Genomic DNA, 14,916 nt, shown 5'->3' on the forward strand with positions numbered 1-14,916 from the left:
GCTTAGAAGTACCCCTCGCGCTTGCGGTCTTCCATCGCGGCCTCGGAGAGTTTGTCGTCGGCGCGGGTGGCACCGCGCTCGGTGAGCCGGGAGGCGGCGATCTCGGCGATGACCTGCTCCAGCGTCACCGCGTCCGAGTCGACGGCGCCGGTGCAGGACATGTCGCCCACGGTCCGGTACCTCACGAGCCGCTTCTCGACGGTCTCGCCGTCCTTCGGCCCGCCCCACTCGCCCGCGGTCAGCCACATGCCGGACCGCTTGAAGACCTCGCGCTCGTGCGCGAAGTAGATCTCCGGCAGCTCGATGCCCTCGCGGGCGATGTACTGCCAGACGTCCAGCTCGGTCCAGTTGGACAGCGGGAACACGCGGACGTGCTCGCCGGGCGCGTGGCGGCCGTTGTACAGGTTCCACAGCTCGGGCCGCTGCCGGCGCGGGTCCCACTGCGAGAACTCGTCCCGCAGCGAGAAGACGCGCTCCTTGGCCCGCGCCTTCTCCTCGTCGCGCCGCCCGCCGCCGAAGACCGCGTCGAACTTCTCGCTCTGGATCTTCTCGGTCAGCGGCACGGTCTGCAGCGGGTTGCGGGTGCCGTCCGGGCGCTCCTTGAGCACCCCGCGGTCGATGTAGTCCTGCACCGAGGCGACGTGCAGCCGCAGGTTGTGCGCGGCGACCGTGCGGTCCCGGTAGTCGATGACCTCGGGGAAGTTGTGCCCGGTGTCCACGTGCAGCAGCGAGAAGGGGATCGCCGCGGGGGCGAACGCCTTCAGCGCCAGGTGCAGCATGACGATGGAGTCCTTGCCGCCGGAGAACAGGATCACCGGCCGCTCGAACTCGCCCGCGACCTCGCGGAAGATGTGCACCGCCTCGGACTCCAGCGCGTCCAGGTGCGAGAGGGCGTACGGGGAGTCCGTACCGTCCTCGCCCCCCTTCACCGTGGCGACGGTCGTCGTCATGCCAAACCCCTTTCGCTGAGCAGGGCGTACACCGACGCCGCGGACTCCTGCACGGTCTGGTTCTGGGACTCGATCCGCAGATCCGGCGACTCGGGCGCCTCGTAGGGGTCGTCGACCCCGGTCAGTCCGGTCAGCTCGCCCGCGGCCTGCTTGGCGTACAGGCCCTTCACATCCCGCACGGAGCACACCTCGACGGGCGTCGCCACATGGATCTCCACGTACGGCGTGCCGTTCTGCTGGTGGCGCTTGCGCACCGCGTCGCGGCTGTCCGTGTACGGCGCGATGACCGGGACGAGGGCGAGCACGCCGTTGCGGGCGAGCAGTTCGGCGACGAAGCCGATGCGCTGCACATTGGTGTGCCGGTCCTCGCGGCTGAAGCCGAGGCCCGCGGAGATGAACTCGCGGATCTCGTCGCCGTCGAGCACCTCGACGCGGTGGCCCTCCTCGCGGAGCCGGCCGGCCAGCTCGTGGGCGATGGTGGTCTTGCCGGCGCTCGGCAGACCCGTGAGCCAGACGGTGGCTCCGCTCGTCACGTGGTTCTCCAAATTCGTAGCCAGCTCGGTCATGGTCAGCCGTGCAGCCCGCACTCGGTCTTGGCGCGGTTCGCCCAACGGCCGGCGCGCGCGTCCTCGCCCTGAAGGACGCGGCGGGTGCAGGGAGCGCAGCCGATGGAGGCGTAGCCGTCCATCAGCAGCGGGTTGGTGAGGACGCCGTGTTCGGCGACGTACGCGTCCACGTCGTCCTGGGTCCAGCGGGCGATCGGGGAGACCTTCACCTTCTGGCGCTTGTCGTCCCAGCCGACGACCGGGGTGTTCGCCCGGGTCGGGGACTCGTCGCGGCGCAGACCGGTCGCCCAGGCCACGTAGTCCTTCAGGCCCCGCTCCAGCGGCTCCACCTTGCGCAGCTTGCAGCACAGGTCGGGGTCGCGGTCGTGCAGCTTCGGGCCGTACTGCGCGTCCTGCTCGGCGACCGTCTGACGCGGGGTGAGGGTGATGACGTTGACGTCCATCACGGCCTCGACCGCGTCCCGCGTGCCGATGGTCTCCTCGAAGTGGTAGCCGGTGTCGAGGAACACCACGTCGACGCCGGGCATCGCACGGGAGGCGAGGTGGGCGACCACCGCGTCCTCCATCGAGGAGGTGACGCAGAAACGCTTGCCGAACGTGTCGGCCGCCCACTGGAGGATCTCCAGCGCGGAGGCGTCCTCCAGGTCCCGGCCCGCCTGCTCGGCGAGTGCCTTCAGCTCCTCGGTCGTGCGCTCTTTCCGCGTCGTCGTCATATCTCGTCTCCCCCCGCGTCGTTGTGCTGAAGACCCCGGGCCAGCAGCCCGAGGAACTTCAACTGGAATGCGCGGTTGCAGGCCGCGCATTCCCAGGCGCCGTGGCCGCCTTCGAGGGCCACGCTCGGACGGAGGTCCTCGTCGCCGCAGTAGGGGCAGTAGAAGGGGGCGGCCCGCTCGCTCATGAGAGGGCCTCCTCGGACGCGCGTGCGGCCCAGGTCGCGAACCGCTCGCCGTCCTCGCGCTCCGCCTGGAACCGCTTGAGGACGCGCTCGACGTAGTCGGGCAGCTCCTCGGAGGTGACCTTCAGACCGCGCACCTTGCGGCCGAAACCGGCCTCCAGACCGAGCGCGCCGCCCAGGTGCACCTGGAAGCCCTCGACCTGCCGGCCCTGGTCGTCGAGGACCAGCTGGCCCTTGAGACCGATGTCCGCCACCTGGATACGCGCGCAGGCGTTCGGGCAGCCGTTGATGTTGATGGTGATCGGCTCGTCGAAGTCGGGAATGCGGCGCTCCAGCTCGTCGATGAGCTGGGAACCGCGCGCCTTGGTCTCGACGATGGCGAGCTTGCAGTACTCGATGCCGGTGCAGGCCATGGTGCCGCGCCGGAACGGGGAGGGCTTGGCGGTGAGGTCCAGCGCCTCCAGGGACTCGACGAGCGAGTCGACCTGGGCCTCCTCGACATCGAGGATGATCATCTTCTGCTCGACGGTGGTGCGGACCCGGCCGGAACCGTGTGCCTCCGCCAGGTCGGCGATCTTCGTCAGGGTCGTGCCGTCGACACGGCCGACGCGCGGGGCGAACCCGACGTAGAAACGGCCGTCCTTCTGCCGGTGCACACCGACGTGGTCGCGCCAGCGCGCCAGCGGCTGGGCGGGGGCGGGGCCGTCGACCAGCTCGCGCCCCAGGTACTCGTCCTGAAGCACCTGGCGGAACTTCTCCGCGCCCCAGTCGGCGACCAGGAACTTCAGGCGGGCGCGGGTGCGCAGGCGCCGGTAGCCGTAGTCGCGGAAGATGCCGATCACACCCGCCCAGACGTCCGGGACCTCGTCCAGCGGTACCCAGGCGCCGAGCCGGACGCCGATCTTCGGGTTGGTGGACAGGCCGCCGCCGACCCACAGGTCGAAGCCGGGGCCGTGCTCGGGGTGGTGTACGCCGACGAAGGCGATGTCGTTGATCTCGTGCGCCACGTCGAGCAGCGGGGAGCCGGAGATCGCCGTCTTGAACTTGCGCGGCAGGTTGGAGAACTCCTTGCTGCCGATGTACCGACGGTGGATCTCGTCGATGGCCGGGGTGCCGTCGACGATCTCGTCCTCGGCGATGCCGGCGACCGGCGAGCCGATGACGACACGCGGAGTGTCCCCGCACGCCTCGGTGGTGGACAGGCCGACCGCCTCCAGGCGGTTCCAGATCTCGGGCACGTCCTCGATCCGGATCCAGTGGTACTGGACGTTCTGCCGGTCGGTGATGTCGGCGGTGCCGCGGGCGAACTCCTGCGAGATCTCGCCGATGACACGCAGCTGCCGCGTGGTCAGCCGGCCACCGTCGATCCGCACCCGCAGCATGAAGTACTCGTCGTCCAGCTCCTCCGGCTCCAGGATCGCGGTCTTGCCGCCGTCGATCCCGGGGCGGCGCTGGGTGTAGAGCCCCCACCAGCGCATCCGCCCCCGCAGGTCGTTGGGGTCGATCGAGTCGAAGCCGCGCTTCGAGTAGATCGTCTCAATGCGTGTCCGCACATTGAGACCGTCGTCGTCCTTCTTGAACTGTTCGTTGCCGTTGAGCGGGGTGAAGTGCCCCGCGGCCCACTGACCCTCGCCGCGGTGACGGCTCACCTTGCGGCGGGGAGTCGCGGCGGCAGGCTTCTGCGGGGTGGCGGCCATGGTTGTTACGTCCTTCGGGACAGCGATGGGAAGGTGTCGGCGCGCAGCGCCGTCGATGAGGGGTGGTGGTCGGGTGGCGGGCGGGAGGCTCTGACCTGCGCGTGCGGGCGCATGGGCATGCGTGCGCTTCATTGCGCGGGAATGAGACGAAAGGGGGGTGTCGGGCGCGGCCGGAACCGACTCAGCGCGCCGGACAGATGGCGCTGGACATGCGGCCGAGGTCGACGTGCCGCCGACTCACCAAGGCAATTCCAGTTCCAGGCATGACGGAAGCGTGGCACGGAGATCTGGACACAGTCCAGCTTCGTCCATCATTCGGACATCATTGTCTCGGAAAGCGAGACATGCGTGTTGTCGGTCACATGGCCCGTATCGGGCCTTGTCCACCCAGCTCAGGCGGGGTAGGCCCCCGGCCACGGACCGGGCGAGGCCACCTCGGCCTCCTCCTCCACCTTGGTGTCGTAGAGCTTGAAGCCGCGGCGCAGGTAGTTGTCCATGGCGTGCTCGCCGTCCTTGCTGCACGTGTGCAGCCACACCCGCTTGGTCTGCGCCAGCCCAGGCCAGCGGTCCGCGAGATCCCAGGCGCGGGCGGCGCCGTACGCCAGCAGATGACCGCCGATGCGCCGACCGCGGAAAGCCGGGATCAAGCCGAAGTAGGCGATCTCCACGACCCCGTCGTCCTGAGGGTCGAGCTCCACGTACCCCGCCGGCGTCCCCCGCTCATACGCGACCCACGTCTCCACACCGGGCCGCTCCAGGTACTCCCGCCACCGCGCGTACGGCCAGCCGAGCCGGTCGATCCACCGGATGTCCCCGCCGACGGAGGCGTACAGGAACCGGCTGAACTCGGGCGAGGGCACCTCCGCCCGGACGATCCGCACGTCCCCCTCCGGCGCGGCCGCCGGGAGGACGTCGGTGGGGGAGGTCTGCTCCAGGGACCAGGTGGTCACGGGGATGTTGGTCATGGCCGCCAGCGAACCATCCGAACGGCCGATCTGTCGACCGGCGTCCACGGCGGCGGCCCGGCTACCCCAGCGCCCTGTCGATCGACGTCAGCGGCACGGCGAACAGCATCCGGCCGGACTGGGACCAGACCTCGCCGGTCGCCTCCCAGTACGACAGCGGGCCGGCCCGGACGCCCCAGCAGCGCGGGGCGTCCTCCGAGCCGCAGCGGGTCGCCTCGGCGCCCTCGGTGTCCTGGCGCCACAGGCTGCCCTGCCGGTCCGTGGTGCCCGGGGCGCGGCCCAGGTACCAGTCGGAACGCTCCGCCCCGGTCGCCCGGCGCGACAGGACGCCCCCTATGCCGGAGGCCTCCGTCTCGTACGCCTCGACCGCGGGGGCGGACCCGGCGGCGTCGGTGGCCAGCAGGCCGGGGCGGACCGGGTCCTTGCTGAAGTCGTAGCGCCACAGGCGGGCGCGGCGGTCGCTGTCCACCGGGGTCCACTCGCTCGCGACCAGACTGTCGGGCGCCGTGCTGCGGTCCAGGGAGACGGCGCCGAGCCGGGGAGCGGTGTCCGCGCCGGTCAGACGGTACGAGCCGACGGCCGGCAGGACGAAGCGCTGGCCGTGGGCCGACCAGCCGCCTTCGACCCGGCCCACCGCGGCGCTGTCGACCGTGGCGCGCTGGACGCGGTTCATGTCGTACACGTACAGCCCGTCGGCCGCGGTGACCAGCAGCTTGTCCTGGTACCAGACCATGCCGGAGAGGCGGGACGGCAGCGCGCGGTAGTCCCGCCCGCCGTCCACCGGCACCACGAGGAGGGCCGAGGCGTACCGGAGGCGGTTCAGGTCGTTCGCGTCGACGAAGGCGACCCGGGCGAAGCCGTGGTCGGCGCGGCCCTGGCTCCAGCCGGAGAGGATCACCCGGTTGTCGTTCCACCAGCCGTCGTCGTCGGCGTCGCCCGAGGTGGTGACCGCGCCCGCCCGCCAGGCCCGGGTGTCGGCGGCGTCCCAGCAGTAGGCGCGCGTGGCGGTCGGCGCGACCGGCAGCGCCGCGCGCTCGCCGGCCGTACAGCCGGACGCCGTACGCAGGCTGCGGTCGGCGCTCTCGAGGACCGTGCGGACCCCGACCGGCTCGCCCATGCGGGAGGCGAGTTCGTCGAGCGTGGCGCGCGGGACCAGGTGCTCCCGCAGCCCGAGCGCGCGTGTCTCGTCCACGCTGGTGAGGGGCTCCAGTGCCCCGGGGTCGTCGCCGACCGTGGCCTGCGAGGCGCTGATCATCGTGGCGGCGGCGGTGAGTGCGAGGGCGGTTCCGGCCAGGAACCCGCGCAGCGCACGTCCCTGCTTGCGTCGACGGTGTCTGCCGCGGTGCTTCATCAAACCTCCCGAGGCGAGCCAACTGCCGTCAATGGTCTGAGCGTTGACCAAAAGAGCAGGTGGGGTGGCCCGTAGGGGGATGCTACGGCAGTTGAGCACGCTCGCGGACTAAGACCCCGCAAATATGCGGAGGATGCCACTCTCGCTCAGGACGCCTCGGTCGACGTCCGCCCCCGCACCACCGCCGGCGCCATCGAGTGCGGCAGCAGGTCGCGCGGGTCGTCCGGCAGCAGCACCTCGACCTCGGCGTCCTCACGGAAGCGATACGGGCGGTGCTCAAGGAACGCCCCCAGATAGCGCCGTACCCGGGACATCTCGGCCCGTACCGTCACCGTACGGCCCGCGTCGCCGAACATGGCCTCGGCCAGTTCCGCGGCGCTGCGGCCCGCGCGGTGCAGCGCCAGGAGGTAGAGCAACTCGGCGTGCCGGGGGCTCAGTTCATGGCTCCAGGAGCCCGCGCCGCCGGACACCGTCACCGACCAGCGGCGCGGCTGCGTCAGGTCCAGCACGATGCGCGTCGCCCCGGGCGGCACCGGCTCCTCGGTGGCCCGCAGCAGCCAGCCGCCCGCCAGCGGTTCCACCGCGCACAGGCCCAGCGGCGGCAGCCACCGACGGCCCGGCGACAGGGACTTGGGCAGCGCGACGCGCTTCGCGTACGGCATCCCGGTCACCGCGGCCGTCCAGCCCTCCCGGTCCACCACCAGCGCCCGCCCGGTGATCCGGGCCAGCACCGGCGCCGCCACGGCGCGCAGCCGCTCCAGCGAGGTCAGGTGCAGCTCGCGCAGCCGGGCCTCGGCGAGCTTGGCCACCGAGTCGACCCAGGCGAGCGTGGCCGGGTGCATGGTCTCCAGCGGTCCGCTGACGTCCACCACGCCGATCAGCCGGCCGTCCCGTGGGTCCGTGATGGGGGCGCCGGTGCAGGTCCAGGAGGTCTGCGAGCGCTGGAAGTGCTCGGAGGCGAAGACCTGAACGGGCCGGCGCACCACCGCCGGGGTGCCCACGCCGTTCGTGCCGACGACGCTCTCCCGCCAGTCGGCACCCAGTTCGAAGCCCAGGCCGTCGGCCTTGCGCAGCACCGAGGAGCTGCCCTCCCGCCACAGCACCCGGCCCTCGTGGTCGGCGACGACCATGATGTGGTGGGCGACGTCCGCGACCGACAGCAGCCCCTCGCGCAGCACAGGCAGCACATGTCTGAGCGCGGTGGCCTCCCGGCGCCGCTGCACCTCCTCCCGGGACAACAGCCCGGAGCGGACGTCGTGGTCCGGATCGAGCCCGCTGCGCTTCATGCGTTCCCAGGACTGCTCGATCACCGGGCGCGGCGCGACGGGCGCGCGCTGTCCGGACAGCGTGGCGGCGCGGACCTCGCTGAGCACTCGCGCCGCCCGCCCCGCGTCCACGGCGGCCAGCTGCGTCACGTCCGTCGGCGAGAGCGCCAAAAGTCCTCCCGGATTCGACTCGTCGTGGCTGTGCGAACTGACTCCGCGTTTCATAGTGCCGTCCGCCGCTCGCGGAGGGACACAGTCCGCACACAGACACCAACAAGTTGCAACCCCTTGCAACCCTGGTGGACCGCCCTGACCTCATTGAAACTTGAGCAACGCCGTCCCGAGCGGCGTTCGCGGCCTCGAACGGGCCAGGGCGGGGGTGGTGCCGTGTCGGCGCAGCACCACCCCCTACCTCCGGCGGTCGGGCCGCGGTCGCGCGACAGGGGGTGCCGCTGTCGGTGCGGTGGCGTCTGCGGGCCGGTTCGCGGTCGGTCGCGCAGGTCCCCGCGCCCCTCGGTCTCAGGTGTGCGCCCTGGACCGATCCACCACTGACCGCAGGTCCAGAGTCGACGGCAGTGTGCCGAACGCCGCGCCCGCGTCGCCGCCCAGGCGGGACGCGCAGAAGACGTCGGCCACCTCCGGCGGGGCGAAGCGGACGAGCAGGGAGCCCTGGAGCACCAGTGCCAGGCGCTCGGTGAGGCGGCGGGCCCTGGCCTCGATGCCCTCCAGGTCGGCGAGTTCGGTCAGCAGGCTCTTGATCGCCGTGTCCAGGCGGTGATCGGCGCCGCGTGCCGTGCCGACCTCCTGGAGGTAGGCGTCGAGGGCCATGGGCTCGCGCTGCAGCGCCCGCAGCACGTCCAGTGCCTGGACGTTGCCCGCGCCCTCCCAGATGGAGTTCAGCGGGGACTCGCGGACCAGGCGGGGCATGCCGGACTCCTCGACGTACCCGTTGCCGCCCAGGCACTCGGCCGCCTCCACCGTCACCGGCGCGCACCGCTTGGTCACCCAGTACTTCGCGGCCGGCACCGCGATCCGCAGCAGCGCGCGCTCCTGCTCGCCGCCGTCGTCGTAGGCGGCCGCGAGCCGCAGTGCGAGGGTCGTCGCCGCCTCCGACTCGACGGCCAGGTCGGCCAGTACGTTGCGCATGAGCGGCTTGTCGACGAGCTTTCCGCCGAACGCCTCCCGGTGAGCGCAGTGGTGGACCGCCTGCGTGACCGCCTGCCGCATCAGCCCCGCCGAGCCCAGCACACAGTCGAGGCGGGTCGCCGCCACCATCTCGATGATGGTGCGCACGCCCCGGCCCTCCTCGCCGACCCGGCGGGCCCACGTACCGTCGAACTCGACCTCGGCGGAGGCGTTCGAGCGGTTGCCCAGCTTGTCCTTGAGCCGCTGGACGAGGAACACGTTGCGGCTGCCGTCCTCCAGCACGCGCGGGAGCAGAAAGCAGGTGAGCCCTTCCGGAGCCTGGGCGAGCACCAGGAAACCGTCCGACATCGGCGCCGAGCAGAACCACTTGTGCCCGGTCAGCGTGTACGTCCCGTCCTCGGCGAGCGGGGTGGCGACCGTCGTGTTGGCGCGTACGTCGCTGCCGCCCTGCTTCTCCGTCATACCCATGCCGAACAGGACCCCGGCCTTCTGCCGGGCCGGCCTCAGCCCACGGTCGTAGATCATGGAGGTCAGCCGCGGCTCCCACTCGGCGGCCAGCGCGGGATCCGTGCGCAGGGCGGGGATCGCCGCGTGGGTCATGGACAGCGGGCAGCCGTTGCCGGCCTCGACCTGCGTCCACATCAGGAAGGCGGCCGCCCGCCGCACATGCCCGCCCGGCCGTCCCCAGGCCGCGGTCATCCCCGCCGCGACGCCCTTGCCGAGCAGCCGGTGCCAGGACGGATGGAACTCGACCTCGTCGATACGGCGGCCGTAGCGGTCGTGCGTGCGCAGCCGCGGCGGGTGCTCGTTGGCCAGCACCCCCCACTCCTGGAGCTGCACCGATCCACAGGACCGTCCGAGCGCCGCCAGTTCGCTGCGGACCTCGTCCAGCAGTTCCGGGTCGAGGTGACGCTCGACGGCCTCGGTCAGGGCGCGGTCGGAGCTGTAGACGTCGTGTCCGACCAAGGGCGGGGGCTGGTTCGTCACGGTGTGCGTGCTGCCTGCCATGGCTGTGAACCTACCCCTCCGCGGGGCGGTGGTCTCCACCCGGACACGGCGACCGCGCGGATGCCCGAGCAGGTGGCGCCGGGTGCGCCCCCGGCGCCGCGATGAGCGCGCCCCCGCACGGCGGATACCTTTAGGTCTGTGCAGCCAGCAAGTGAATCCTCCCAGCGGCCCTCCGGCCGTCTCCACCGGGTGCGTGTCCTCTACCGGAACGTCTCCAAGCGCAGGACCGTCTGGCTGTTGCTCAAGGACACCGTCAACTCCTGCATCGAGTACCGCATCCTGGGCCTGGCGGCCGAGGCCGCGTTCTTCACGCTGCTGTCCGTGCCCCCACTGCTGCTCAGCATGATCGGCCTCCTCGGCTACGTCGACGACTGGACCGGCACCGACACCATCTCCAGCCTGGAGACCAACCTCCTGGAGGCCTCGCGCACCGTCCTGTCCGACAAGGGCGTGCGCCAGATCGCCCAGCCGATCCTGGACGACGTGATGAAGGGCGGCCGACCGGACGTCATCTCCGTGGGCTTCCTGTTCGCCCTGTGGTCGGGGTCGCGCGCGGTGAACGTCTTCATAGACACCATCACCGTGATGTACGGCCTCGACGGCGTCCGCGGCATCGTCAAGACCCGGATCGTGGCCTTCCTGCTGTTCGTCGCGGCCCTGCTGATCGGCTCGGTGGCGCTGCCGCTGATGGTGGCCGGGCCGGACGCGGTGGTGCGGATCGTGCCCTGGTCGGAGACCGTGGTGCAGGTCCTGTACTGGCCGGTCGTGATCGTCCTGTCGATCGCGTTCCTGACGACGCTGTACCACGTGTCCGTGCCGGTGCGCTCACCCTGGATCGAGGACGTGCCCGGCGCGCTGGTCGCCCTCGGCATGTGGGTGCTGGGCAGCTTCCTGCTCCGCATCTACCTGACGAACACGATCGAGGGCGCGTCGATCTACGGCTCCCTCGCCGCCGCCGTCGCCGTGATGCTGTGGATCGGCGTGTCCGCGTTCGCCGTCCTCGTCGGGGCCGCGGTCAACGCCGCGATCGACCGGGTCTGGCCGGCCGCCGCGACGGCCGCGGCCCGCGCCGCCAACGAGCGGCTGCGTGAGGCCCAGGTCGCCGAGTACGTGGCCCGCGCCGCCGCCCACCGGGAGGCGGATCCCGACGACCCGGACATGCCGTCGGAGTTCCCGGAGCGGTGGTCCCGCTTCCTGCCGCCCGAGGATGTGACGTCCCGGCTGCGGACCCATGTGAAGAGTCCGCACCACCACCATCCGCACAAGCCGGAGGATTCCTAGCCGCCCGGACGGACGCCCGCTCACGCCTTCCACGCCCCCGCCGCCGCGGCCTCCCTCGCGAAGCCGGCGAAGTCGCGCGGCTCACGGCCGAGCACCTCGCGGACGTCGTGCGTGACATGGGCGTTGCGGCCGTCCATGAGAGTGTCGAAGACCTCGATCAGCAGCTCGACCTCCTCGGGCGGCACGCCGAAGCCGGCCAGGGCCTCACCGTAGGCCCGGGTCGGGACCGGCGTGTACGCGATCGCGGTGCCCGCCGCCTCGGAGATCTCCGCGACCGCCTCCCGCCAGGACAGCAGCCGCGGCCCGGTCAGCTCCAGCGTCCGGCCCCCATGCCGCTCGCCGGACGTCAGCGAGGCCGTCACCACGTCCGCGATGTCCCGTACGTCGACGAACGGCTCCTTCACCTCACCCGCCGGAAAGACCAGCTCCCCGCGGCGCATCCCCGCGACCAGCGGCCCCTCGCTGAAGTTCTGCGCGAACCACGCGGCCCGTACGACCGTCCAGTCCGCGCCGGACGACTTCAGCGCCTCCTCGGCCGGCCGCGCCTGCTCCTCACCACGCGCCGACAGCAGCACCAACCGCCGTACGCCGAGCCCCACCGCCTCCCGCGCCAGCGCCCCGACCCCCTCGGCCGCCGCCGGGGACCCGACGTCGGACGGGTACATCAGATACGCCGCGTCCGCGTCCCGCAGGTTCTCGGCCCACGTCGTCGGGTCCTCCCAGTCGAAGCCCCGCGCCCGGGACGCGGCCCGCACCCTCAGCCCCGCCGCGCGCGCCGCCTGCGCCACCCGGCTCCCCGTACGACCCGAGGCACCGGTCACCACCACCGTCATCCGCTCTTTGTCCGCCGTGTCGGCCGCGTTCTCCGTCATGCCACCAGTCAACGGACGCGCGCCCCGACAGCCCATCGCCGAACGACTCGTCCCCATACGCGGACGTCTACGCTGACGCCATGGACGCTCTCGCAGGTCTGCTGGAGGGCCCACGCGCGCGTGGCGCCTTCATGATCCGTGCGTGTTTCGATCCGCCGTGGTCCGTCCGCATCGAGGACCGCGCCCCGCTCACCGTCATGGTCATGGTCCGCGGCGACGCCTGGGTGATCCCGGACGAGGGGGAGCGGATCCGGCTGCGCCCCGGCGACCTCGCGATCGCCCGCGGCCCGGCCCCCTACACCTGCGCCGACGACCCCGGCACCGCGCCCCAGGCCCTGATCCTGCCGGGCGCCGAGTGCCGCCACCCCGACGGGCGCTCCCTCAACGGCTCCATGGACCTGGGCGTGCGCACCTGGGGTGACCGGCCGGACGGCTCGGCCGTGATGCTGATCGGCACATATCTGTGGCAGGGCGAGATCAGCGGGCGGCTGCTGAACGCGCTGCCGCCGCTGCTGTGCCTCACGGCCGACGTGTGGGACTGCCCCCTCACCCCGTACCTCATGGAGGAGATCGTCCGCGACGAACCCGGCCAGGAGGTCGTCCTGGACCGGCTGCTCGACCTGCTGGTCATCGCCGCGCTCAGGGCCTGGTTCTCCCGTCCGGAGGCGGAGGCGCCGGCCTGGTACCAGGCGCTGGCGGACCCGGTCGTCGGCCGCGTGCTGCGGCTCGTCCAGGACGACCCCGCGCATCCCTGGACGGTGGCCTCGCTCGCCGCCAAGGCCGGGGTGTCGCGGGCCGCGCTGGCCCGGCGGTTCACCGAACTGGTGGGGGAGCCGCCGATGACGTACCTCACGGGGTGGCGGCTCGGGCTTGCGGCGGACGCGTTGCGGGACACCGACGACACGTTGGACGCGATCGCCCGGAGGGTGGGTTACGGGAGCGCGTTCGCTCTGTCGAGTGCGTTCAAGCGGGTGTACGGAGTCAGTCCGCAGGAGCATCGGGGGCGGGTGGCCGTGGGGTAGGCCGCGATTGCCGTGGGTCCGGTGCGTCGTGTGCGCCCGGCGTAACCTGGCTCCCATGTACGCGGAGCGGGCGTCCCGGCTGCCTGGTGCCGTGGTGTGGACGAACACGCCTGGTGGGACCGGTGCGGGGCGCGTGCTGCCCGACGGGTGTATGGACCTGCTCTGGCACGACGGGCGGCTGCTGGTCGCCGGGCCCGACACGCGCGCGTACGTCACGGAAGGCGACGGCGGCACCTGGAGGGGCGTGCGCTTCCACCCCGGGACCGCCCCCGGCTTCCTGGGGGTGCCGGCGCATGAGGTACGCGACCTGCGCGTCGACCTCGCGGAGCTGTGGCCGGCCACCGAAGTACGGCGGCTGCGGGGCCGTATCGCAGCCGCGCCGGACCCGTTGACCGCGCTCGAAGAGGTGGCCCTGGAGCGTGCGGCCGACGCGGAGCCGCCCGACCCGCTGCTCCTGCGCGTCGTCACCGCCCTCGACTCGGGTCGCCCCGTCGCCGCCACCGCCGACGAACTGGGCCTGGGCGCACGGCAGTTGCACCGCCGCTGCCTGACCGCCTTCGGCTACGGCCCCAAGACGCTGGCCCGTGTCCTGCGGCTGCAACGGGCGGTGAGGCTGGCCCGGGAGGGCGTGGCCTTCGCGGACACGGCCGCCCGAGCCGGGTTCGCCGATCAGGCTCATCTGGCCCGGGACGTCAAGGAGTTGGCGGGGGTGCCGCTCGGTGAGCTACTCCGCCGGCGGGGCGGCTAGCGGCGCGAACAGGTCGACGCCGTTTCCGTCCGGGTCGTGCACGGTCGCGTACCGCTGGCCCCAGAAGGCGTCCCACGGCTTGAGCTCGCCGTGGTGGCCGGCGGCCACCAGCTCCTCGTACACCGCGTCCACCTCCGCCGGACCCGAGCACCGCAGCGCCAGCGAGTGCCGGCCGCCACCCGTGGGTGGCTCCCACTCCGGGAGGAAGGACCGCACGGTCTCCTCGGTGTCGAGCATCAGCCGCAGCCCGCCCGGCAGTTGGGCCTCGGCGTGCGGCTCGCTCTCGGAGCCCTCCGGGAAGGCGAAGCCGAGGCGGCGGTAGAAGGCGACAGAGGCGGCCATGTCGGAGACGACGAGGCCGATGGCGTCGAATCGTGGTGTCATACGGCCACCGTAGGCACCGGAGGACCGGACGGTCTTGAAGGTTTCGGACACACCCCGCGGCCTACTGGAAGGTCACCGGGCCCAGCGGCGTGTCCACCGTGAAGGAGATTCCCACCGGGCCCCTCGTGAGGTCGAGGTCCGTGCCCAGTGCGGCCAGCAGGGGGCGGATCTCGTCCGGATCGGGGGCGCTCGCCGTGAGCGACAGCAGGGGTGTCGTGGGCAGGTCGGTGGCGGTGGGGTGGACGGAGGCGCCCCAGTCGATGAGGAAGGGGACGAGGCCGGAGGGGTGGGCGTCGTCGCCGTCGGTGAGCCGCCACTCCAGGAGGGTGCCGTCGGGTCGGCGGCGGCTCATCGCCTGGGCCGATCCGGGGTCGTAGCCCAGGGCCCGGGCGTGCTCGATCGCCGCGTCCAGGTCGGGCGGACTGATCGCCCAGGTGACCGTGCGCGCCGTGGTGACCCCGTCGACGTCGAAGGGGCGGGGCTGCCCGGGCGCGGACCGCTCGGGGTCCGGGCCGATGATCTCCAGGTAGCTGATGCCGCCCAGCGACACCAGGTGGTTACGGGTGCCGAGCCCGACATGCACACCGCCCGGGGCGGGTGTCACGCCGGTGCGCCGGGTGAAGTCGGCGACCGTGGCGGCCAGATCGGGGGTCGCGAGGACGAGATGGTCCAGGAGCGCGGGGATGGCGTTCATCGCAGCCGAGGCTACGCAGGGCGGCCCTCGACAGGGAACACCTGTGCGCCGGGAGGAGGGAGGAGAGGGGGA

16 protein-coding genes are annotated in these 14,916 nt (G+C 72.2%); 3 read left to right on the plus strand and 13 right to left on the minus strand.

Annotated elements, in window-relative coordinates:
- Positions 1 to 2: 2 nt before the first annotated feature.
- The 10 genes from cysD to ABZ078_RS13110 form a co-directional block, all read right to left on the minus strand.
- On the minus strand, positions 3 to 950 hold the full coding sequence (cysD, locus tag ABZ078_RS13065) for a sulfate adenylyltransferase subunit CysD (protein WP_356574589.1): 948 nt from the start codon (positions 948 to 950) through the stop codon (positions 3 to 5).
- On the minus strand, positions 947 to 1,483 hold the full coding sequence (cysC, locus tag ABZ078_RS13070) for an adenylyl-sulfate kinase (protein WP_356574773.1): 537 nt from the start codon (positions 1,481 to 1,483) through the stop codon (positions 947 to 949). Before cysC ends, cysD begins: the two co-directional genes overlap by 4 nt.
- Before the next feature lie 35 nt (positions 1,484 to 1,518).
- Positions 1,519 to 2,229 carry a phosphoadenylyl-sulfate reductase gene (locus tag ABZ078_RS13075; RefSeq protein ID WP_356574590.1) on the minus strand — a complete coding sequence of 237 codons (711 nt, stop codon included), beginning with the start codon at positions 2,227 to 2,229 and terminating at the stop codon, positions 1,519 to 1,521.
- Entirely contained in the window at positions 2,226 to 2,414 is a 189-nt protein-coding gene (locus tag ABZ078_RS13080; protein ID WP_356574592.1) for a hypothetical protein, read from the minus strand. Before ABZ078_RS13080 ends, ABZ078_RS13075 begins: the two co-directional genes overlap by 4 nt.
- Positions 2,411 to 4,108 carry a nitrite/sulfite reductase gene (locus ABZ078_RS13085; protein WP_356574594.1) on the minus strand — a complete coding sequence of 566 codons (1,698 nt, stop codon included), beginning with the start codon at positions 4,106 to 4,108 and terminating at the stop codon, positions 2,411 to 2,413. Before ABZ078_RS13085 ends, ABZ078_RS13080 begins: the two co-directional genes overlap by 4 nt.
- Before the next feature lie 181 nt (positions 4,109 to 4,289).
- The gene (locus ABZ078_RS13090; RefSeq protein WP_310887545.1) at positions 4,290 to 4,373 is read right to left on the minus strand and encodes a putative leader peptide; all 84 of its coding nucleotides are present in this window, start codon (positions 4,371 to 4,373) and stop codon (positions 4,290 to 4,292) included.
- Between the two features lie 127 nt (positions 4,374 to 4,500).
- On the minus strand, positions 4,501 to 5,073 hold the full coding sequence (locus ABZ078_RS13095) for a GNAT family N-acetyltransferase (protein WP_356574596.1): 573 nt from the start codon (positions 5,071 to 5,073) through the stop codon (positions 4,501 to 4,503).
- 61 nt (positions 5,074 to 5,134) lie between these two features.
- Complete coding sequence (locus ABZ078_RS13100) at positions 5,135 to 6,424, minus strand: hypothetical protein (RefSeq protein ID WP_356574598.1); 1,290 nt, start codon at positions 6,422 to 6,424, stop codon at positions 5,135 to 5,137.
- 146 nt (positions 6,425 to 6,570) lie between these two features.
- A complete protein-coding gene (locus ABZ078_RS13105) occupies positions 6,571 to 7,860 on the minus strand; it encodes a GAF domain-containing protein (RefSeq protein ID WP_356574600.1) in 1,290 nt (429 codons plus the stop codon).
- 348 nt (positions 7,861 to 8,208) lie between these two features.
- Positions 8,209 to 9,843 (minus strand): acyl-CoA dehydrogenase family protein, encoded by a 1,635-nt coding sequence (locus tag ABZ078_RS13110; RefSeq protein WP_356574601.1) that lies wholly within the window; start codon positions 9,841 to 9,843, stop codon positions 8,209 to 8,211.
- Between the two features lie 138 nt (positions 9,844 to 9,981).
- Between ABZ078_RS13110 and ABZ078_RS13115 the strand changes: the two genes are divergently transcribed.
- Positions 9,982 to 11,124: a YihY/virulence factor BrkB family protein gene (locus ABZ078_RS13115; protein ID WP_356574603.1), complete on the plus strand. Its 1,143-nt coding sequence runs from the start codon at positions 9,982 to 9,984 to the stop codon at positions 11,122 to 11,124.
- Positions 11,125 to 11,144: 20 nt separating this feature from the next.
- On the opposite strand, the gene ABZ078_RS13120 is transcribed toward ABZ078_RS13115, so the two are convergent.
- On the minus strand, positions 11,145 to 11,996 hold the full coding sequence (locus ABZ078_RS13120) for an NAD(P)H-binding protein (RefSeq protein ID WP_356574605.1): 852 nt from the start codon (positions 11,994 to 11,996) through the stop codon (positions 11,145 to 11,147).
- 80 nt (positions 11,997 to 12,076) lie between these two features.
- On the opposite strand from ABZ078_RS13120, the gene ABZ078_RS13125 reads away from it, so the two are divergent.
- Together ABZ078_RS13125 and ABZ078_RS13130 are read left to right on the plus strand one after the other, a co-directional pair.
- Positions 12,077 to 13,018: an AraC family transcriptional regulator gene (locus tag ABZ078_RS13125; protein ID WP_356574607.1), complete on the plus strand. Its 942-nt coding sequence runs from the start codon at positions 12,077 to 12,079 to the stop codon at positions 13,016 to 13,018.
- A gap of 55 nt (positions 13,019 to 13,073) precedes the next feature.
- Positions 13,074 to 13,766 (plus strand): helix-turn-helix transcriptional regulator, encoded by a 693-nt coding sequence (locus ABZ078_RS13130; RefSeq protein ID WP_356574609.1) that lies wholly within the window; start codon positions 13,074 to 13,076, stop codon positions 13,764 to 13,766.
- On the opposite strand, the gene ABZ078_RS13135 is transcribed toward ABZ078_RS13130, so the two are convergent.
- Both ABZ078_RS13135 and ABZ078_RS13140 read right to left on the minus strand, forming a co-directional pair.
- Positions 13,743 to 14,150 carry a VOC family protein gene (locus ABZ078_RS13135; protein WP_356574611.1) on the minus strand — a complete coding sequence of 136 codons (408 nt, stop codon included), beginning with the start codon at positions 14,148 to 14,150 and terminating at the stop codon, positions 13,743 to 13,745. The genes ABZ078_RS13130 and ABZ078_RS13135 overlap by 24 nt on opposite strands.
- 61 nt (positions 14,151 to 14,211) lie before the next feature.
- Positions 14,212 to 14,844, minus strand: coding sequence for a VOC family protein (locus ABZ078_RS13140; protein WP_356574613.1), 633 nt, complete (start codon positions 14,842 to 14,844; stop codon positions 14,212 to 14,214).
- Between the last annotated feature and the right edge of the window lie 72 nt (positions 14,845 to 14,916).

The sequence above is a fragment of the Streptomyces sp. NPDC006385 genome, from assembly GCF_040612485.1.
GTDB lineage: Bacteria > Actinomycetota > Actinomycetes > Streptomycetales > Streptomycetaceae > Streptomyces.